An 18,405-nucleotide genomic window follows, 5' to 3' on the forward strand; every position below is an offset into this window, starting at 1 on the left:
CGGCCGCCTCAAGGACTGGCGGCGGGTCGCCACACGATACGACCGATGTCCGGAAACCTTCTTCTCCGCGATCATGCTCGCCGCAACCGTCTTGTTCCGGCTGTCAAAAGCAATGAGTCTGGGCCCTAGATGGACTGCCATTTTCCGAGCCGTCTTTCATTTTCGCCTGAAAGATCACTGCAACCAAAACATTTGCCACACGATTACAAATGGTTGCGGACCTTCCTAGGCAGATCCGCTTGTCCGAAAGTCTGGTTTCCGCCAACAGCGGGCGCCTTCAAGACACCGAAACAATAAAGGGAAGCGTTTCGGCTTCTCTTACAGCTCATCGACTGTTCTTGATATTATGGTGGCGAGGGGGGGACTCGAACCCCCGACCCCGTGATTATGAGTCACGTGCTCTAACCAGCTGAGCTACCTAGCCACTTGGCGGGTAGCTATGCGATGCGTTTCCGCGCGTCAAGAGCAGAAATCGAATGGTTGCTCGAGAAGGCTTCCCGCCGGATTGCCTGGCGGCTGCGCGCCCGTTCTGGGACGTGGCAAGGACAGGTGTTCGGCGGTATATGTAGGGGGGTACTAACTTCCGGACGAATTAGGCAGCCGAGAAGAAGGCGGATAACTAGCGGTAAAATAGAAGAAAATTAGGGACGGTGCTGAATTTCGCTTTCGGACGACAATGAAAGAAGGCACGAAAAAACCACGTCCAGCCTATCATTCATCCGTCAAAGTCCGCGCAAAGACCTGACACGCTCTGCACATTGCATAGCAGACGGATAACATTACAGAAAATATAGAGTGCGGGTCAGAAGATCGGGCGCCATCCGATATCTGGGACGGACCTACAGCGGAAATTTTTGTGCCATGAGGGCCAGAGAGGTCTGACGCGACGGTCAGACCTCAGGAATTTTGGTCAGACCTTAAAAAGCGTCGAGAAATCAAATGGTTTTATGCCACTTGACGGAAGACTATCGCATTTCAAGGTCTGACCGCTGGATTCGTCAGAAATCGCTCTGTCAGACGGCATCCTGACACCCTCGCAGAGACCAGTTACCTGCGCATCTTGCGCGCGGCTGGCTATGTGGTCGAGCTGCCGCGGCGCGCAGAAGGCACAGCCATGACCAGCAACGGCTACAAGCGCTGGATGCTGGCACGCAACACCGGCCCCCGTGCCCCGGTTGCGCTCTCCAAAGCCAACGCCATCCACGACTTCAACACCGGAAAGGATGTGCCATGCTTGAGAAGCTGAGCCTCGATCTTCCGGATCTGGAATGGGTGGCGCTGCTCAAGGCCGAACGCGCCAAGGGCAAGAGCGTGTCGGAAATCGCTCGTGCTGTCGGCATGGCTCGCCCATCTGTGTCGATGCTGATCGCAGGGACCTACCCGGCACAGAGTCTCGATCTCGCCACGCGGAAGCATGCGGCGCGGATCCTGAAGCTACTGCGGGATCAGATGATGTGCCCGCATCTGCGCCGCGGCATCTCGGCCGACGAATGCCGCACCCTGGCGGGCGCCCCCATGTCTACCTCCAGCCCTGACAAGCTCCGCCAGTATTCCGCCTGCCGCCGATGCCCGCTCAACCCGCTCCAGCCGGAGGCCTCGCAATGACCCTCCTCGAGCAAATCGAACGGATCGAGATCGGGCCACGGTCGAATGAGCTCTATCGCCTGCTCTGCCAGTTTTCCGGAGCGGACGAGATGGGCGTGTCCGTTCTGGCTGCGGCGGCGACGATCCTGTCGCGCGAATGCATGGCGCAGACGAAAGCCGATGTCGCCCGCCTGCAGGACCTGATCGAGCAGTTCGGCGAGGTCGTCTTTCAGGTGCGCGAGAACCTGATGGCGAAGGACGAAGGCGAGCGCCGTCCACAGCTCCGCCTGATCGGGGGCTTCGATGCCTGACCACATCACCCAGAAATCCACCACTCACGAAGGAAACATCATGACAGCACAGACCTCCAGCTTCACCCCGCACCCCGTTCCTGACGGGCGTATGACGATCGGCGACAAGCCCTATATGTCCGACGCGAAGGGCGGCTTTACGCCGATCGAGATGATCAAGCCGCAGGAGCTGCTCGAAGATGAAACCGTTCGCAAGATCATGGGCTACGCGCTGGCCCTGAATGACCAGGTGCGGCGCTTCAAGGGCCATGTCTTCGATGACCTCGGCAGCTTCGATGCGCTGCTCGCGCAGGAATATGGGCTGGCCCGTGGGGGGCCCAAGGGCAATCGCACCTATCGCACCTACGACAACCTCATGCAGATCGAGGTGCGCGTCGCGGACCTGATCGATTTCGGGCCGGAGCTCCAGATTGCGAAGGCGCTGATCGACGAGTGCCTGAACGAGTGGGCATCTGACAGCCGGGCGGAGATCCGGGCCGTGATTACCAAGGCCTTCAACGCCGAGAAGGAAGGCAAGGTGAACCGCACCGAAATCTTCATGCTCAAGCGGCTGAAGATTGATGAGGAACGCTGGAAGGCCGCCATGGCGGCCCTTGATGCCGCGATCCGCATCACCGGGTCGAAGACCTACATCCGCATCCAGACACGCGACAGCATCGACGCGCCCTGGTCGTCCGTCACCATCGATCTGGCAAAGGCGTAGCCCACCATGACCGCAGCCCTCCGCCTTCTCCGCGCCCTCTATGCCGCCTTCGCGATCCGCATCGACCGCGAAATCCAGCTCGCCGAACAAGGCGCAGCCATTCTGGACAGTGGCCGCGAACCCGAGACGGAGGAGGAGCGCCGCGCTGTCGAAGCATATTGGGACCGGGTTCTCTGACCCGGCCAGTTCTCAACCGCCATCATAGGAGAGACCCATGGCGAACAATTTCTCGAAATCGAACCTGATCGACGCAATCGCCAACAAGACCGGCTTCGCGAAGACCAACGTACAGGAAATGCTCGAGGCAATGATTTCTGAGATCCTTATCCAGGCTGCAAACGGATCGACGGTCAACATCACCGGCCTCGGCCGCTTTCAGCAGAAAAGCCGTGCGGCGCGGATCGGACGCAATCCCGCGACGGGAGAGGCCGTCGAGATCGCGGCCTCCACCTATCTCGCTTTCAAACCGACGAAATCGAAATCCTGAGCGAAACGCCCACCCCCTTGTCGATCATGGGGGAGCGTCGCCGGGGTGTCGTGGCCCCGGCCTGATGAGCAGCTGGAGACCGAAATGGAGATTTACAGCCTGAAGGAGAAGGATGACGGCAGCGTCGATCTTCTCGAAACCCGTCCCGTTGTCGTGGGCACTTTTCTGTCGCGCGAGCTTGCCGACCGGGTCATTGCCTTTCTGCACTCGCCGCCGACGGTGCGCCACGCTGCCACCAGCATCATGCAGGCGAAGGGCAAAGATGCCGAACAGCTGGAGGCCGCCACGGAGAGCGTGGCCAAAGCTATCGAATGCGCGATCACATCATTCGACGAGATCATTGCTGCACCGGATGCAGGTGCAGTGGCGAAGGTGGTGATCCACAATGATCAGCCGCCGATCCCCGCGCCAGCGAATGCCGCACCTGCACCGGAAGATTGGGCCGGCGCATTTCAGGCTGTGAAGAACGGCGCAAACATGGACGAGGTGGCGGCCACTCTGGGTGTTTCCTTCACCCAGCTGCGCGCCCGCTATGCGGCTTGGCGGCGCAGCCAGAAGGCTGCACGCGGCGATGATATTGCGAAGGAGAGCTGCCGTATGTGCGGCAAGCAATTCGCATCCTCGGCGGATTCAGATGGGCTCTGCTCGCGGTGCCGCCATGGGTAATGTCAATATAGGTCAGGTAACTGAAGAAGACTATGATCTGGCAGTTGGCATCATAGTCGGAAACCAAAGGGCAAGCACCTCGTTCTTACAGAGAGAAATGATGGTCTCCTACAGCTATGCAGTCGCTTTGATGCTTCGAGCGGAGGCTGATGGCATCGTGTCGCAAGCGAACCATTTCGGAAAACGAGAGGTGCTTAGGAGGCCAGGGGAGAAAACGGCATGAGCGATTGGTTCTATCTCCGGGGCGACCCAGACGCCGAGCTGCGCCTGAAAGCCTTCAGCGGCGCGTCGAAGAATGGCAAGCATGTGATCCGGATCGAGATCGAGGCGTCGGATGCCTTCCGCTTCGGTCATGCGCTCGAGCAGCTTGGCGAGGTCCAGGCGGGGCAGAATCCGCGCAAGGCTCCGGCCGCAAAGAGGCCTGCAAAGGCCCTGCCGCTGGCGCTGCCAGCGCCCGAGGGACATTGACATGAACCACACCGCAATCATCAATATCGCCCGCGACCAAATTGGCATGGACGAGGATGCCTACCGCATGATGCTGGCGCGCATCACGGGCGTGACATCCTTGCGCGCAATGACCACCCGTCAGAAACTCGACGTGATCGACGAGCTGAAGCGCATGGGCTTCCGGATCAAATCCGGTGGCCACACCCTTCCGAAGGCCTTTGCACCACATCAAAGGCAGATTCACGCGCTCTGGAAATCGTGCTATCGGCTCGGAGTCATTGAGAATTCGTCGCGCGAGGCACTGCGCGCCTTCTGCAAGCGCGTCATCGCGCATGGCCATGAAACCGTCGCGGTGGACCCGGATCTGCTGTCGAAGGAACAGGCCAAGCCGGTGATCACCGCGCTGAGGGCGATGGAGAAGCGCGGCATGTCAGCCCAGGAGCGAGCACAGTGAAACAGCATCTGCCCAGCCGGATGGACGATCTGCCCGAGTCGCTGATCGACGTTGCCGAAACGTTCGGTCTTGGCACGGCGCTCCGTCTGATGCAGCATTTCGGCGGGCAGGAGCTGGAGTTTCCGCGCAGGTTCCATCCCCGGCGCGAGCCGTGTCAGGGAATGGTTGAGGCACTTGGGGAAGACCTCGGCCAGCGGGTTTGCCATTTCCTTGCCGGGACGCGGGTCTATGTGCCAAATGGCAAGGTCCGCCGCCTCCGGCCCGAGGTGGAGGCCTTGCAGACCAGCGGACGGGACCGGCGCGAGATCGCGAGGATGCTCGGAATTTCGCAGCGCCATGTGCGGCGCCTCGCGAACAGGCCGCCCGATCAGCTCCCCTTGTTTCCAGATTATTGACAGCCCCCGGACATTGTCCGGGGGTTTTGCTTTGCGCCCGCGCGTAATCGGGGTGGGTCCACCGGCGAGAGCAAGGCCCGATCATGCCCCAGAATACCCCATCACAGCCGAGCCAAGGCAATCAGCCGGTGGGCGCGCAGGCCCGATTTGAAGCCTGCCTCGCCCATGTATTGATGAGCGAAGGCGGGTTCTCCTGGCACCAGGATGATCCCGGCGGAGCGACGAACCACGGTGTCACGCTCGCGACCTATCGGACCTATCGGCCGGGCGCGACGGTCAATGACCTTCGCCTGATCACCACAGGCGAACTGCGCCAGATCTACCGCGACGGCTACTGGAACAAGATCCGCGGGGATGACCTGCCCGCCGGGCTTGACCTCGTGGCCTTCGATGCCGCGGTGAATTCCGGTGCCGGGCGTTCGGCGCGCTGGCTGCAATGGTCGCTCAGCGTCTCCGCCGATGGGGATATCGGCCCCAAAACCATCGCTGCCGCCCAGGCCGCAAATGCCGCTTTCACGATCCGTCAGGCGATCAAGGCGCGCCGGTCCTTCCTGATGTCGCTCGCCACCTGGAAGACCTTCGGCCGCGGCTGGGCGCGCCGCCTGGCCAATGTCGAAAGCACCGCACTCATCATGGCGAAAGGAGCCTGATCATGAACGCCGTCTATATCCGCCTTGCCCTCTACATCGCCTCGACCCTGCTCGGCATGATCCCTGCCAGCTTCGCGGGCTGGGTCAGCTACAACGCTGGCACCCATCTGCTCAGCGTCAACGTCGAGGGCCTGCTGACCGCCATCGTCGCTGCGATCGCGGTGTCGGGCGGCGTCTTCGCGAAATGGGGCGTGAAGTAACACACCCCTGATCCGTCTGCGCCCGGCAACCCCGGGCGCGGCCTTACACCCGCCCAAGGATGCCCCCGTGACCGATCCCTCTTTCACCCAGCACCATGTCGATCGGATCGCCGAGGCCCATTCCCGGCTCGACGGCGTCGATGAGCGCGTTGCCAAGCTCGAAATGGCGGAACGGGTCCAGACCGTGCGGATGGAATACATCCAGAACACGCTCTCGGCGATCAACGCCAACATCAACAAGATCGTCTGGCTGATCATCGCCTCGATCGTCGGCGGGGCCATGACTTTCATCATCAGCGGAGGCCTGAATGGCGCGCAATAACGAAGACCTGCGCCGGAAGGCCCGCTCGGACTATGTGTTCCGGCGTTTTACCCAGGCGACCATCGCCGCGGCCTATGGCCTCTCGGAGGCGACCGTGGGGCGGTGGAAGAAGGCCGCGAAGGATGACGGCGACGATTGGGATAAGGCGCGGACCGCGCATGTGATCGCCGGTGAGGGCGTCGAGGCCGTGGTTTCGACTGTGGTCGAGGATTTCATGATCCAGACGCAGGCGATCATGGACGAGATCCGCGATGGCGAGCATACGACACAAGAGAAGGTCGCCATGCTCGTCTCGGTGTCCGATGCCATGACGAAAATGGCAGCGAGCGCCAAGCGGTTTGCCCCCAAGGTCTCCGAGCTGGGCGTTGCCCAGGACGTGATGACCAAGCTGCTCGATTTCGTCCGTCAGGAATTTCCGCATCACGCTGCGGCCGTGCTCGAGATTATCGAGCCGTTCGGTGAGCGTCTCTCCGAGATGTATACGACATGACCTTGCGGCCGAAGCTGAAGGCCGCGGTCACCCGGAAGGAATTCCGCGACAAGATGGCGGAGATGGCGGCAGAGTTCGCCCGCCACATCGAGCTGAACGTCGAGGCCTTCCCCTCGGACCCCGCCGCCAAGGCCGAACGCCTGCGGCGGGTTGCCGATTCCGCGACCGGCTACCAGTTCTTCATGGAGACCTACCTGCCGCACTATGTGCGCGGGAAGCACAGCCTGTTTCACCAGCACATCTTCCGTCGCGTGCCGCAAATCCTGACGACGCCGGAAGGTGCGCGGGACCTGTTCGTGGCGCCGCGGGGGGCATCCAAATCCACCCACCTCAGCCTCGGCTTCGCGCTCTACTGCATCGTGCTCGGCCTGAAGCACTACATCATCGAGGTCTGCGATGCCTTCGATCAGGCCGTGCTGCTGATCGAGGCGCTGAAAGCGGAGCTCACGACGAACATACGCCTGCAGAACGACTTCCCGGATGCCTTCGGCCAGGGGGCGATCTGGCGCGAGGGCGAGTTCGTCAGCCGCAACAACGTCAAGGTTCAGGGCCTCGGTGCCGCGAAGAAGATCCGCGGCCGCCGCCACGGACCCTACCGCCCGGACCTGCTGTTTCTTGACGACATCGAGAACGACGAACAGGTCCAGAGCCCGGACCAGCGCAAGAAGCTCTGGAATTGGATCATGCGCGCGGCGCTGAAGCTCGGCCCGCCAGATGGGTCTATGGACGTGATCTGGGTCGGCACGGTGCTGCACTTCGATGCGGTGATCGTGAAGGCGTCAAAGCATCCGGACTGGAACACCACCGAGTTTCAGGCGGTGGTGAAGTTCCCGGACAATATGGACCTGTGGGACAGGTTCGAAGAGACCTATCATAATGACGGCAAGGAGGCTGCGACGGCCTTTTACCGCGCCAACCAGGCGCTGATGGATGCCGGAGCCATCGTGAACTGGCCGTCGGTCCAGCCGCTCCTGTTCCTGATGCTCGAGCGGGCTGCGGATCTGTCCGCCTTCCTGACCGAGTACCAGAACAAGCCGATCAGCGAAGGGAACCCTTTCGGGGACCTGAAATATTGGAATCACCGAGTGCGCGAGTGGATCTTCTTCGGCGCGATCGACCCGTCACTCGGCAAGAAGGGCAAGGGCCGCGACCCATCGGCGATCCTCATCGGCGGATTCGACCGGCTGAATGGCGTGATGGATGTGGTCGAAGCCCGGATCAAGAAGCGCCTGCCCGACATCATCATCTCCGACACGATCGCGCTCCAACGGGAATACCGCGCGCTCCTATGGTTCGTGGAAGCGGTCCAGTTCCAGGAATTCTTGCGCACCCAGCTGATGGTCGAGGCTGCGAAGCAGGGTGTCGGGATTTCTGCGGTGCCTATCACTCCGAATGCGGACAAGGACCTGCGCATCGAGCGATTGCAGCCCCCGATGTCGGCCGGGCTGATCCGCGTCAACGCCTCGCAGACCACGCTGATCGAGCAGCTGCAGCAGTGGCCGAATGCCGCCCATGACGACGGGCCAGATGCGCTCGACATGCTCTGGCAGAATACCCTGATCTACGCGGGCGGCGGCGGTCAGGGCGGAAATATCCTGACGGCGGCAGCAGATCACAGCGCCGACCGTCTGGGCGGGTACAGAATGGGGGGCCGCTGATGGGCAAGAAGAAGAACCGGGCGAGCGCCTTCGCGGAGGATGTGCGCCGCAACCTGCCTGCGAATGCGCGCACCCTGATCGCCGACGTCAGTTCAGACATTACGATCCCCTTCTTCACAGGGGTTCTGGCGCCCGTCGATGACACGCTGATCCAGCAGGGCGGCGGCAAGGGCCTGAAGATCTACGATGAGATCGAGCGGGATGCGCATGCCGGATCGATGCTGCAGAAGCGGAAGGGGCGCCTGACCGCGCGCGCCTGGGAGATAGAGCCCGGCGGGACCCGGGCGATCGACAAGGAGGCCGCTGATTTCTGCGAGCAGCGGCTGCGCAAGCTGGCCTTTGACCAAGCGACCGAAGATCTCCTCGACGCCACTCTGAAGGGGTTCTCGGTCATCGAAACCGTCTGGGGGCGCGATGGCAACAATATCGTTCCGGTCGCCCTGCAGGACATTGATCAGCGCCGCATCGTCTTCGGCCGGGACTGGCGGCCGCGCCTGCTGACCTGGACGGCGATCACCGAAGGGGTCGAGCTTCCTGAGCGCAAGTTCATGGTGCACCGCGTGGGCGTGAAGGGGAATAATCCCTACGGCCTCGGCCTCGGATCGTCCTTGTTCTGGCCGGTGCTGTTCAAGCGCGAGGGGGTGGCATTCTGGCTCCACTTCCTCGAGAAGTTCGCCGGGCCGACAGTGGTGGGGAAAACCCCCTATGGCACGCTGAGCGAAGATCAGAACAAGCTCCTGCAGACGCTCCAGCGCGCGCAGACCTCCTCGGCGATCACCGTGCCGATCGGAACCGATGTCGAGTTCCTCGAGGCGAGCCGTTCTGGCAGCGTCACCTATGAGCAATTCCTAGATTACTGGGATCGGCAGATTTCGATTGCGGTGACCGGCGAAACCCTGACCACGCAGGCGGGAAGCTCTGGCGGAAACCGCGCGCTTGGCGAGGTGCACCAGGAGGAACTCGATACCCGGGCAGATCGGGATGGAGATCTCGTTTCCGGGACGTTGAAACGCGATCTGCTGTCGTGGATGGTTGAATACAATTTCCCCGGTGCTGCGGTTCCGGACATCTGGCGCGTGCGGCCAAAGAACGAAAAGGCCGAGGCGGAGACCCGCAAGACCAAAGCAGATGCCGCCGAAACCGAGGCGAAGGCCCTGCGCACGGTGATCAAGGAATCGGCCCGGTTCGAGGATGATGCCGTCGCCCGCGAGTACATCACCTCGTTTTCGATCACGGATCACCTGTCCGACAAAACGATTGATGCGATGGTCGCGGCTCGCACTTCATATGCGGCGGATGCTGTGGAGCCCGATCCTTTCGACCAGGGTGACCCTGCCGCATTCGCCTTCAGCTCGCTCAAAAAAAAAAACGCTAGCTCAGCGGCACGTCTGCTTTTCTGAGCCCGGCGGCCCGATCGGACGGATCACCGATCAGGCTGTAGCCTCCGCCGAGGCATATTTCGGCCGGCGCATCGCCCAGCTGCGCGAGGTGGTCACCTCGGCCGTGGATTTTTCGGACATATCGCGCGGCATCGTGGAGCTCGCGGCGAAATGGGCGCCAGACATGCTGGCCGCGCTTATTGCCCAGGCGCAGGAGCTTTCCGCCCTCGAGGGGCGCGAGGCGGTGTTCCAGGAGGGCACGTCTGGCTCGGCCTTTGCCGACGTCACGCTGACCCGTCAGGATTTCGCCGAGCAGATCCAGTTCCTGACCCAGAAGCGCGACAAGCCTACACGCGCCTGGACCGATGCGATGCAGGGCGATCATGACCGGGCCTTTGTCGTCGCCGGTGTGACCGATATGGCGATGCTCGAGGAATTCCATCAGGCGGTGATCGAGGGGGCCCGGACCTACGACATCAAGGCATTCGCGGGCGAGTTTGACCGTCTCGTCGAGAAATACGGTTGGTCCTACAATGGCGGGCGCGAATGGCGCATCCGCACGATCTTCGAGACCAACATCCGCACCAGCTACATGGCCGGTCGCCTGCGACAGATGCGCGACCCGGATATGGTGCGGCTCCGGCCCTACTGGCAGTATGTCCATGCCGACACCCGGGTGCCGATGAACCCGCGCGCGCAGCATGTTGGCTTCGATGGGCTGGTCCTGATGTGGGACGATCCGTGGTGGTACGTCTATTTCCCGCCAAACGGCTGGCTGTGCAGCTGCGGGATCAGGACGCTCTCGCGCGGCGACCTGCGCCGCCTGGGCAAGAGCGGCCCCGACACTGCGCCAGAAATCATCCGCCACCCCTATACCCACAGGGCAACCGGAGAGATAGTCCAGCTGCCGGAGGGTGTGGATTACGGCTGGGACTACATGCCCGGGGACAAGTGGGAGCGCGGTCTCGTCCCATCGGCGCTGATCGATGAGACGGGCGGGCTGACCACCGACGGCCGCCATGCCGCGGTGATCGACACGCCATCGCCTCTGCAGGACCTGCTCGCAGCCGCGAAGCCTTTTCAGGCGGTGCCTCTGGCTCCGGGGCTGGCGGAGGAGGAGTACGTCCGCGCCTTCCTTAAGCCCTTTGGAGCAGATATCGGCCATGCGGTGCTGTGGCAGGACCCGACCGGAACGAAGATCCCGATCTCGGATGAGTTCTTCCGGGATCGATCGGGCCTCTGGAAGGTCGGAAAGCGGGGCCGGGAGATATTTACCCCGCTGATGGCGGAGGCTTTGCTCGAACCGGATGAGATCTGGATGGGAGTATCAGCCAAGCAGGATCCCGTCCGCCCAGATCTCACGGAATACCTGATCGATCGGCGTTACATCCGCCTCGACCCGTCGATCGGCTTCAATGTCGTTATGGAGGTCGGCCGGAAATGGTGGGAGCCTATCACCGCCTACAATCCCACCGACAAGATGGGACGAAGCAACCTCGGCCTTCTTGATCGTCGTCGTGGGGGGAAACTGCTCTGGAAAAGAAAATGACGGCCAGGGTGATCCAGCCGCCGCGCTTTTGACTTACCAGGACCCATCACCAGTCAGTCGTCTCCAGCACTGCATATATAAGCATTCCAGAGGAGCATATCAACAGTGACAGGCATCATCATCCATGCCGAGCTTCACGATGCGGAGGCACAGGCTGCGCTGCAGGCGCTTCTCGATCGCATGGCGCACCGCCGTCCGTTCTTCGCAGCCGTGGGGGAGCGCCTCCTGGCCTCCTCCATGGACAGGTTTCGGACCCAGACAGGCCCCGATGGCGTGCCGTGGGTGTCGCTTCGCCCCGCGACCGTCCGCGCCCGCACACGGAAGGGGCAGCTGCCGCTGACGATCCTGCGTTCGAACAGCAAGGGGAAGATCGGCTCGTCGCTTGCGGGATCGATCCACTACATCGCCAGCGATGACGACGTGCAGATCGGCTCGCCCTTGCCCTATGCTGGCATCCACCAGCAGGGCGGAACGATCGAGAAGCCAGAGGGATCGCGCTATATGGTCGGGCGGCGCTTTGCCCGGCGCGACCAGGGCGGCGGGCGCGACGTGAAGATTCGGGCGCATTCGATCACCATCCCCGCGCGCCCCTATCTCGGCTTCACCCCGGCTGATGAAGAGGGCGTTCTGGAGGATGCCGAGGACTGGCTGATGCGGTGAAAATGCGGACCCCCGATTTTTTCCCGCTGAGTGCGATGGGTGATGCTGGCATGCCGATGGGCGCGCGAAAGCATGATGGCCTGTTAGCCCCCTGTTAGGATCGCTCTGCGGGCCATGTTCGGGCGCTGGCGGGCGACGCACCCGCAGAAACAGCTTGAGGTTGCCCCGGACCTCGCCCACCATCGCGCGTGAGCGGCCCAGATGATGCCCCCCGGACCATGTCCGGGGGTTTGCGTTTCCGGCCCATGCAATGGGTGGTCCATCAACAGCGGACTGCTCAATGCCCGACACATCTCTGACTGCCCATCCCCTGACCGCCCGTATCGAGGTTTTCCGTCCAGGTACATTCAAGCCGATGTCGGGAGACCCGATCACCTATTCGGCCGCGGAGCTGCGCGCGATTGCGGATGCCTACGATCCGGAGACCGCCCCGGCGCCGGTCGTCGTCGGCCATCCCGATACCGATGCCCCGGCCTTCGGCTGGGTCGATCGCTTCGAGTACGATCCGCAGGCGGAGCGGCTGTTTGCGAACCTCCATGAAATCGAGCCGCAGTTCGCCGGTCTGGTGAAGGAAGGGCGCTTCAAGAAAGTGTCCATGGCCTTCTTCGCGCCGGGGCAGCCGCACAATCCGACGCCCGGGGCATGGTACCCAAAGCATGTGGGCTTTCTCGGCGCCGCCGCTCCCGCAGTCAGCGGCCTGAAGAATGCGAAGTTCGCCGCCAGCGAGGCCGTGACGTTCACCGCGGCCTTCGGCGATCAGACCGCCCGCCAGACGGCCTCGATCCTGCGCAAGATGCGCGAGTTCTTCATCGATATCTACGGCCTCGAGGATGCCGACAAGGCGCTCCCGTCCTGGAACATCGAATGGCTCGACGAGCTCGCGAGCGACCCGCCGCCCGTGCCTGCCTATTCCGAGGGGGGCGATCCCCCTGCCATCCCCCTGACCCCCCAAAAGGAGACCACCGCTGTGACGCAGCCAGATCCGGCCTTCGCCGCGCGCGAAGCCGACATTGCCCGCCGTGAACAGGACCTCGCCAAGCGCGAGGCCGATGCCGCGCGTGCCGACAACATCGCTTTCGCCGAGGGGCTCGTCCAGGAGGGCAAGCTCCTGCCGGTTCTGAAGGACAAGGTCGTGGCGCTGCTCGACGGCCTGCCTTCCGGCGAAGCCGTCAGCTTTTCTGAGGGCGCCGAGAAGCTCACGCCCGCGGCAGCCGTGCGCGAGATCCTCGCGGCACAGCCCAAGGTGATCGAGTTCGGCGCGACCGATCTTCCGCCCGGTCCGGGTTCCGAGGGCGCGGCGAAGTTCGCAGCCGATGGCAAGGCCGTCGATCCGGATGGTCTCGCCACCCACGCCAAGGCGATCGACTACCAGAACAAGAATCCGGGCACGGCATATCTCGACGCCGTGCGCGCCGTATCCTGACAGGAGGAAACGATGCAGAATTTTCACAGCGCGCTCAGCCTGACGGTCATCCCGACGGGTGTCTTCGCGGCCTATGACCTGATCGGCTTCGCGGGCGCCAAGGTGACCACCGATGACGCGGCCGTGCTTGGTGTGGCTCAGAGCCCCTGCACGGTGATCGGCGATCCGACCACGGTCATGGCCATCGGGTTTGCCCGTGTGAAGGCCGTGGGCGCGATCACCGTGGGCGCCAAGCTCATCTCGGCCGCGGCCGGAGGCGTGAAAGCCGCGGGTGCGACCCCCGCCAATGCCTTCGCCATCGCGCTGACGGCCGCCGCCGACGGCGAGTTCGTCGATATCCTCGTCCGCTGAAGGAAAACGCCCCATGGCTCCCCTCAACAACCGCACCGCCGCCGTCATCAACCCGATCCTGTCGAACCATGCCCGCGGCTACCGCAACGCCGGGTTCATCGGCTCGGTTCTGTTTCCCCGGGTCTCGGTGCCGAACCGCTCGATGTCCGTCCTGAAGTTCGGCAAGGAGGCGTTCCGCAAGCTGAACACCCGCCGCGCGCCGGGGTCCGCCGTGAAGCGGGTACAATATGGCTATGGCGCTGACACGATCGCGCTTCAGCAAGATGCGCTCGAAGCCATCGTCCCGATCGAATACCAGGAAGAGGCCGAGAAGGTTCCGGGCATCGATCTCGGCGCCAATGCCATCAATATGGTGCTGGATGTCGTGGACCTCGGCCTCGAGTTCGAAACCGCCCAGCTGGCGCGGGCGCCCGCGAACTACACTGCCGACCACAAGCTGGCGCTGGCCGGTGCCGCACGCTGGTCGAGCGATACCAGTAATCCGGGCGCGGATATCGGGGCCGCGAAGGAAATCATCCGGGGTTATACCGGCCGCCGCCCGAACACCCTGGTGCTGGGTCCGACCGCGGCTGCGGCGCTCAAGGGCCACCCGAAGATCAAAGAGCAGTTCAAGTATGTGTCGAAGGACTCGATCACGCTTGAGATGCTTGCGGCCTTCTTCGAGCTCGAGCGTGTCGTCGCCGGGGATGCGGTCTATCTGCCCGAGACGGCTGACGACAGCGCCAAGGCGACCGACATCTGGGGCGATGATGCGATCCTCGCCTGGGTGCCGACCGCGGGGGGGAATTACATGGTTCCCTCGTATGGCTACACCTACGAGCTGATCGGCTATCCGCAGGTGGAACAGCCCTATTACGACCGCCCCACCAAGTCGTGGATCTATCCGACGACCACGGAGCGCCGCCCGTATCTGGTGGGGGCCGATGCGGGCTTCCTCTTCCAGAACGCCGGGGCCGCTGCGGCTTAAGGGGGGGAATCATGTCGGAACAGGTCACTGTCATCCTCGCCGGTGCGGCCAAGATCGGAAACGATTGGAAAAAGCCCGGCGACCAGATCACGGTCGATCGGCATCTGGTCAGCCAGTTGCCGATCGAGGGCGAGGTTCTGCCCGCGTCCGCCACCAGCATCGATGACGCGATCACCGCGGCCGTGAGCGCGGCGACGGTGCTCCACGAGGGGCAGCTGAGCGCGATCGAGGCGCGGGCCGCCGAGGCGGAAGGCCAGCGCGACATGCTTCAGCAGCAGCTGCATGCTACCGAGGCGCGGGCGATCGAGGCGGAGGCCCAGCGTGACCTGCTTCAGGCGCGCGTTGTCGAGCTTCAGGCGCAGATCGCGTTGGGCATTGGCGCCGATACCGCGCAGCCGGATCCTGTCGAGCAGGATACTGCGGCCGCAAAAGACACGTCGAAAAAGACGGCCAGCGGCGACAAGATGAAGGGCTGAAGAGCAGCAGCCCTTCACTGCCGGGGATGCTTCCTCCTCCCTGCATCCCCGGCACCAACCTCTCAACAGGACAGAGACATGAGCCAGCACGAAGGCCTTCCCGTTTCGGGATATCGACCGCAATCCGCAGAGGCGGTGGCAACGGTCAACGCGTCGAAAGTGATGGAGGAGAGAGTTCTTCGCCTTCTTGACAGCCTTGCGTCCGATCCGTCGATCGACAAGCGCTGGCTCGCGGTCGGGCGCACGCATATCGAACAGGGGTTCATGGCCGTGAACCGTGCCGTGTTCCAGCCGCAGCGGGTCGATCTGCCGAACGCAATCGACGGCATGAAAACCGTGTTCATGACGGGCTATGCCTGCGGCATGGACTGCGATCGCGACACGCCGTTTTCGCCGCAGGCCGAGGCCGCTTGGCAGGCCGAATGCGAAAAGGTGGCCCGCTGATGCCGTGGTGGAAACGCAACTTCGCCTGGGCGTCCATCGCGCTCGACTGGCTCATCGACACCTTCTGGACCAGCTTCCACATCGTCGCGATGCCGCGTTTCGATCCCCCCGGGATCTATCCCGGCGGCGAGGACTGGCGGGCATCGGGCGGCGCGGCGGATGTGCGCTTCCGCGCGCACCAGGCGCGCTCGCTCGCCGGGCGGCGTGTGTCGGGCATGGTCTGCTCGGGTGACCTGGGCGAGCGGCGCGTGATGCTGGTGGGCTGATCGATGTACGCAGCCCTGGACGATCTGATCGAACGCGCCGGTGATGTGGAAATCCGCTCCATCGCCGATCGGGACCGCGACGGAATTGCGGATCCCGCCGTCATCGAGGCCGCGCTCCAGGATGCCGACAACCTGGTCAACACCTATATCGGCGCGAAATACCCTGTGCCTCTCGCTTCGACCCCGCCGATCGTGCGCACCTGGGCCACCTCGATCGCGCGCTATGTGCTGCATCGCAACGGTGCTCCTGACCATGTCGAGGCGGATTACAAGGATGCGATCGCGGCGCTGAAAGACGTGGCTCGCGGCACCGCGACCCTGCCGGTCCTTCCCGGTGACGATGCGATCAACGCCAATTCAGGCACGGTGATGGCCGCACATCCGCCCCAGGTGTTCACGCCGGATCGGCTGCGGGGGTGGCGCTGATGCTGGCAGAGATCCACGAGCATCTGGAAAGCGCGCTCCCCTCCGACCACTGGGACACCGTGGCGGTCGCGGAGGACATCGATGCGATGTCGGCTCTGGCGGGCCAGCTCCCCGATCGCTCGCTGATCCTGATGCCATGGCGCGAGCGCGCCGGATCTCAGAGCCTTGCGACAGGCGGGTTTCGCCAGCGTGTCGAGGTGCAGTTCGCGACCGGCATCGTGATCCGGGAATACGACCAGTTCATGGGCGGGGACCGTGCGGTGCGCTTCGACGAGCTGAAGCGGGATGTGGAGGCGGCACTCGCCGGATGGGAGCCGCCCTCCGGCGTCGAGCCCTGCGAGCTGATCGGGGGCGAAAGCAGCCCGGTCGCCAAGGGTGTCAGTATTTTCGTGCAGACCTGGGCAACGGCCCGGTTCCTGACAGGGGGATGACTGTTATGGGGGAAGCCTTCACGGGGGTGGCTCTAGTGATTTCGGTGGCCTTGATCGGCATGTTTTTCGGGATCGGTCTCGTCATCGGTGGCCGCATCGGGTGGCAGATCTACAGTTTTGTCGATGACCTGTTCTCGCTCGGCGCCCGCTGGTTGGTCAGGCGATGCCGGAAGCAGACATATTGACCCGAAGTGGATCGCTGGCGCATGGTGCCGTCAGCGCAACCAGACCCGACCCCCGGACCAAGTCCGGGGGTTTCGCATTCCCAGCCATGACAAACCGGGATCAGACACCCGGCCCTCCGGGCCGCGCAAACTGATCGAGGATCCCCATGGCCGTTCGTCGCTGGCGCAAGCTCGCCATGCTGCACAAGATTGAGTCCGCCTACATGGACGATGCCGCGCCCACCGATGCGGATGCGATCGTCTCCACGAACATCAGCTTCACGCCGATCGAGGCTGAGGAGGTCTCGCGCGACCTCTTTATGCCCTACCTGGGCAACCAGGGCGTGGTGCTCGCGGCGGAGTACGGCAAGATCGAGTTCGACGTCGAGATCGCGGGCGCCGGGTCTGCCGGATCCGCGCCGAAGTACGGCTCGCTGCTGCAGGTGGCGGGCATGGACGAAACGGTTTCTGGCGGCGCGGTGATCTATTCGATCATCGAGGACAATGTCCCGAGCGGCACGCTCTATTTCAACTCGGACGGGGTGCAGCACGCCTTCATCGGTGCGCAGGCCAATGTCCAGATGACCTTCACGCCGAAGCAGATCCCGAAGTTCCGCTTCACGCTTCAGGGAATGCTGGGCGACATCGAGGACGTGGCGCTGCCAGCCTTCAGCCTCGCGGGCTGGACCACCCCTCTCGTCGTGAGCAAGGCCAATACGGTGATGTCGCTGCACGGCGCAGGGTCTGTGGCCGAAAGCCTGACGATCGACCTCGGCAATACGCTCACCCCGCGGTTCCTGATCGGCGACGAGCGGATGATGATTTCCGACCGCAAATCCACCGGAACCGCTGTCGTCGAAGCCCGTTCGCTGGCTGAGGTCAACTGGTTCGCGATGGCCCGTTCGCGCGCGCGCGACACGATGAGCATCGTCCACGGGACCGCGTCCGGGAACATCGTCGAGGTGACAGGCGCCGCCGTCGAGATCGGCAAGCCCACGCAGGGCGAGACCGACGGCATCGTCAACTATTCGCTGCCGTTGTCGTTCTGCCCGGTCAACGGGCGCGACGAGCTGACCATCACCATCCGCTGAACCTGCTCTCAAGGAGACTGCTCATGAAATTCGTCCTCGTCGAACGCCCCACGGTCTGGTGGCCGGTCACTGTCCGGGTCCCGGATCCGAATCAGCCCGGGAAGCTGGCGGTGCAACGGCTGAAGGTGCAGTTCGTGGTCCGTGATCGGGACGAGGTGCTGGACCGGCAGGAATATTACGCCGCGCTGGAAACCGAGCGCGAGCGCATCGAGGCTGAAACCGCAGACATGGCGGAGACCATCTGCGGCTGGGACGGGGTTGTGGACGGCAATGGCAACCCGGTCCCGTTCTCGGAGGAAATGCTCCGGGCCGCCTGGAAGAAGTCGTGGTTCCGGGTGGGCGTCTATGCCGCTCAGGCGGAAGTGATCCTGGGCAAGGAAGCCCAGACGGGAAACTGAGAGAGGCCGC

30 protein-coding genes, 1 tRNA gene, 1 other RNA gene and 1 pseudogene are annotated in these 18,405 nt (G+C 63.2%); 32 read left to right on the plus strand and 1 reads right to left on the minus strand.

The window, feature by feature from the left end:
* Window positions 1–103, plus strand: a pseudogene (locus tag ACOMG5_RS11380) (IS5/IS1182 family transposase); the annotation flags it as partial.
* Window positions 104–347: 244 nt separating this feature from the next.
* Here the strand turns inward: ACOMG5_RS11380 and ACOMG5_RS11385 are convergent.
* Window positions 348–424, minus strand: a tRNA-Met gene (locus tag ACOMG5_RS11385).
* Window positions 425–1,114: 690 nt separating this feature from the next.
* Here ACOMG5_RS11385 and ACOMG5_RS11390 point away from each other — a divergent pair.
* From ACOMG5_RS11390 to ACOMG5_RS11540, 31 genes are all read left to right on the plus strand, one after another.
* A complete protein-coding gene (locus tag ACOMG5_RS11390) occupies window positions 1,115–1,246 on the plus strand; it encodes a hypothetical protein (RefSeq protein WP_420343921.1) in 132 nt (43 codons plus the stop codon).
* Window positions 1,231–1,605, plus strand: coding sequence for a hypothetical protein (locus ACOMG5_RS11395; protein ID WP_420343922.1), 375 nt, complete (start codon window positions 1,231–1,233; stop codon window positions 1,603–1,605). Before ACOMG5_RS11390 ends, ACOMG5_RS11395 begins: the two co-directional genes overlap by 16 nt.
* Window positions 1,602–1,895, plus strand: coding sequence for a hypothetical protein (locus tag ACOMG5_RS11400; RefSeq protein ID WP_420343923.1), 294 nt, complete (start codon window positions 1,602–1,604; stop codon window positions 1,893–1,895). Before ACOMG5_RS11395 ends, ACOMG5_RS11400 begins: the two co-directional genes overlap by 4 nt.
* Window positions 1,888–2,598, plus strand: coding sequence for a DUF3164 family protein (locus ACOMG5_RS11405; RefSeq protein WP_420343924.1), 711 nt, complete (start codon window positions 1,888–1,890; stop codon window positions 2,596–2,598). The genes ACOMG5_RS11400 and ACOMG5_RS11405 overlap by 8 nt, the downstream gene beginning before the upstream one ends.
* 6 nt (window positions 2,599–2,604) lie before the next feature.
* On the plus strand, window positions 2,605–2,775 hold the full coding sequence (locus tag ACOMG5_RS11410; protein ID WP_420343925.1) for a hypothetical protein: 171 nt from the start codon (window positions 2,605–2,607) through the stop codon (window positions 2,773–2,775).
* Window positions 2,776–2,812: 37 nt separating this feature from the next.
* Window positions 2,813–3,085 (plus strand): HU family DNA-binding protein, encoded by a 273-nt coding sequence (locus tag ACOMG5_RS11415; RefSeq protein ID WP_420343926.1) that lies wholly within the window; start codon window positions 2,813–2,815, stop codon window positions 3,083–3,085.
* An RNA gene (locus ACOMG5_RS11420) (hammerhead ribozyme type II) lies at window positions 3,084–3,163 on the plus strand. The genes ACOMG5_RS11415 and ACOMG5_RS11420 overlap by 2 nt, the downstream gene beginning before the upstream one ends.
* 6 nt (window positions 3,164–3,169) lie before the next feature.
* Complete coding sequence (locus ACOMG5_RS11425; RefSeq protein WP_420343927.1) at window positions 3,170–3,751, plus strand: hypothetical protein; 582 nt, start codon at window positions 3,170–3,172, stop codon at window positions 3,749–3,751.
* Window positions 3,744–3,974, plus strand: coding sequence for a DNA translocase FtsK (locus tag ACOMG5_RS11430; RefSeq protein ID WP_420343928.1), 231 nt, complete (start codon window positions 3,744–3,746; stop codon window positions 3,972–3,974). Before ACOMG5_RS11425 ends, ACOMG5_RS11430 begins: the two co-directional genes overlap by 8 nt.
* Window positions 3,971–4,219 (plus strand): hypothetical protein, encoded by a 249-nt coding sequence (locus tag ACOMG5_RS11435; protein ID WP_420343929.1) that lies wholly within the window; start codon window positions 3,971–3,973, stop codon window positions 4,217–4,219. Before ACOMG5_RS11430 ends, ACOMG5_RS11435 begins: the two co-directional genes overlap by 4 nt.
* Window position 4,220: 1 nt before the next feature.
* On the plus strand, window positions 4,221–4,655 hold the full coding sequence (locus ACOMG5_RS11440; RefSeq protein ID WP_420343930.1) for a regulatory protein GemA: 435 nt from the start codon (window positions 4,221–4,223) through the stop codon (window positions 4,653–4,655).
* On the plus strand, window positions 4,652–5,050 hold the full coding sequence (locus ACOMG5_RS11445; RefSeq protein ID WP_420343931.1) for a hypothetical protein: 399 nt from the start codon (window positions 4,652–4,654) through the stop codon (window positions 5,048–5,050). Before ACOMG5_RS11440 ends, ACOMG5_RS11445 begins: the two co-directional genes overlap by 4 nt.
* Window positions 5,051–5,178: 128 nt before the next feature.
* On the plus strand, window positions 5,179–5,700 hold the full coding sequence (locus ACOMG5_RS11450; protein ID WP_420343932.1) for a glycoside hydrolase family 108 protein: 522 nt from the start codon (window positions 5,179–5,181) through the stop codon (window positions 5,698–5,700).
* 2 nt (window positions 5,701–5,702) lie between these two features.
* On the plus strand, window positions 5,703–5,900 hold the full coding sequence (locus ACOMG5_RS11455) for a hypothetical protein (protein WP_420343933.1): 198 nt from the start codon (window positions 5,703–5,705) through the stop codon (window positions 5,898–5,900).
* A 67-nt stretch (window positions 5,901–5,967) separates the two neighbouring features.
* Window positions 5,968–6,222, plus strand: coding sequence for a hypothetical protein (locus ACOMG5_RS11460; RefSeq protein WP_420343934.1), 255 nt, complete (start codon window positions 5,968–5,970; stop codon window positions 6,220–6,222).
* Window positions 6,209–6,712, plus strand: a complete 504-nt coding sequence (locus tag ACOMG5_RS11465) for a DUF1804 family protein (protein ID WP_420343935.1) — start codon at window positions 6,209–6,211, stop codon at window positions 6,710–6,712. The genes ACOMG5_RS11460 and ACOMG5_RS11465 overlap by 14 nt, the downstream gene beginning before the upstream one ends.
* A complete protein-coding gene (gene terL / locus ACOMG5_RS11470) occupies window positions 6,709–8,370 on the plus strand; it encodes a phage terminase large subunit (protein WP_420343936.1) in 1,662 nt (553 codons plus the stop codon). The genes ACOMG5_RS11465 and terL overlap by 4 nt, the downstream gene beginning before the upstream one ends.
* Entirely contained in the window at window positions 8,370–9,770 is a 1,401-nt protein-coding gene (locus ACOMG5_RS11475) for a DUF935 domain-containing protein (protein ID WP_420343937.1), read from the plus strand. Before terL ends, ACOMG5_RS11475 begins: the two co-directional genes overlap by 1 nt.
* Complete coding sequence (locus ACOMG5_RS11480) at window positions 9,658–11,298, plus strand: PBECR2 nuclease fold domain-containing protein (protein WP_420343938.1); 1,641 nt, start codon at window positions 9,658–9,660, stop codon at window positions 11,296–11,298. The genes ACOMG5_RS11475 and ACOMG5_RS11480 overlap by 113 nt, the downstream gene beginning before the upstream one ends.
* A 105-nt stretch (window positions 11,299–11,403) precedes the next feature.
* Entirely contained in the window at window positions 11,404–11,958 is a 555-nt protein-coding gene (locus ACOMG5_RS11485; protein ID WP_420343939.1) for a phage virion morphogenesis protein, read from the plus strand.
* A 250-nt stretch (window positions 11,959–12,208) separates the two neighbouring features.
* A complete protein-coding gene (locus ACOMG5_RS11490) occupies window positions 12,209–13,381 on the plus strand; it encodes a hypothetical protein (protein WP_420343940.1) in 1,173 nt (390 codons plus the stop codon).
* A gap of 12 nt (window positions 13,382–13,393) precedes the next feature.
* Window positions 13,394–13,732 (plus strand): capsid cement protein, encoded by a 339-nt coding sequence (locus tag ACOMG5_RS11495; protein WP_420343941.1) that lies wholly within the window; start codon window positions 13,394–13,396, stop codon window positions 13,730–13,732.
* Window positions 13,733–13,745: 13 nt separating this feature from the next.
* Window positions 13,746–14,699, plus strand: a complete 954-nt coding sequence (locus tag ACOMG5_RS11500) for a major capsid protein (RefSeq protein WP_420343942.1) — start codon at window positions 13,746–13,748, stop codon at window positions 14,697–14,699.
* 11 nt (window positions 14,700–14,710) lie between these two features.
* On the plus strand, window positions 14,711–15,175 hold the full coding sequence (locus ACOMG5_RS11505) for a hypothetical protein (protein WP_420343943.1): 465 nt from the start codon (window positions 14,711–14,713) through the stop codon (window positions 15,173–15,175).
* 78 nt (window positions 15,176–15,253) lie between these two features.
* Entirely contained in the window at window positions 15,254–15,619 is a 366-nt protein-coding gene (locus tag ACOMG5_RS11510) for a DUF7681 family protein (protein WP_420343944.1), read from the plus strand.
* Window positions 15,619–15,885 (plus strand): hypothetical protein, encoded by a 267-nt coding sequence (locus tag ACOMG5_RS11515; protein ID WP_374652393.1) that lies wholly within the window; start codon window positions 15,619–15,621, stop codon window positions 15,883–15,885. Before ACOMG5_RS11510 ends, ACOMG5_RS11515 begins: the two co-directional genes overlap by 1 nt.
* 3 nt (window positions 15,886–15,888) lie before the next feature.
* Complete coding sequence (locus ACOMG5_RS11520; RefSeq protein WP_420343945.1) at window positions 15,889–16,311, plus strand: gp436 family protein; 423 nt, start codon at window positions 15,889–15,891, stop codon at window positions 16,309–16,311.
* Window positions 16,311–16,742 carry a phage tail terminator protein gene (locus tag ACOMG5_RS11525; protein WP_420343946.1) on the plus strand — a complete coding sequence of 144 codons (432 nt, stop codon included), beginning with the start codon at window positions 16,311–16,313 and terminating at the stop codon, window positions 16,740–16,742. The genes ACOMG5_RS11520 and ACOMG5_RS11525 overlap by 1 nt, the downstream gene beginning before the upstream one ends.
* A 5-nt stretch (window positions 16,743–16,747) precedes the next feature.
* Window positions 16,748–16,927, plus strand: a complete 180-nt coding sequence (locus ACOMG5_RS11530) for a hypothetical protein (RefSeq protein WP_420343947.1) — start codon at window positions 16,748–16,750, stop codon at window positions 16,925–16,927.
* A 146-nt stretch (window positions 16,928–17,073) separates the two neighbouring features.
* On the plus strand, window positions 17,074–17,997 hold the full coding sequence (locus ACOMG5_RS11535) for a phage tail tube protein (protein ID WP_420343948.1): 924 nt from the start codon (window positions 17,074–17,076) through the stop codon (window positions 17,995–17,997).
* A gap of 23 nt (window positions 17,998–18,020) precedes the next feature.
* Window positions 18,021–18,395 carry a hypothetical protein gene (locus ACOMG5_RS11540; protein ID WP_420343949.1) on the plus strand — a complete coding sequence of 125 codons (375 nt, stop codon included), beginning with the start codon at window positions 18,021–18,023 and terminating at the stop codon, window positions 18,393–18,395.
* Window positions 18,396–18,405: the final 10 nt, after the last annotated feature.

The organism is Paenirhodobacter sp. (assembly GCF_041916475.1).
Taxonomy (GTDB): domain Bacteria; phylum Pseudomonadota; class Alphaproteobacteria; order Rhodobacterales; family Rhodobacteraceae; genus Rhodobacter.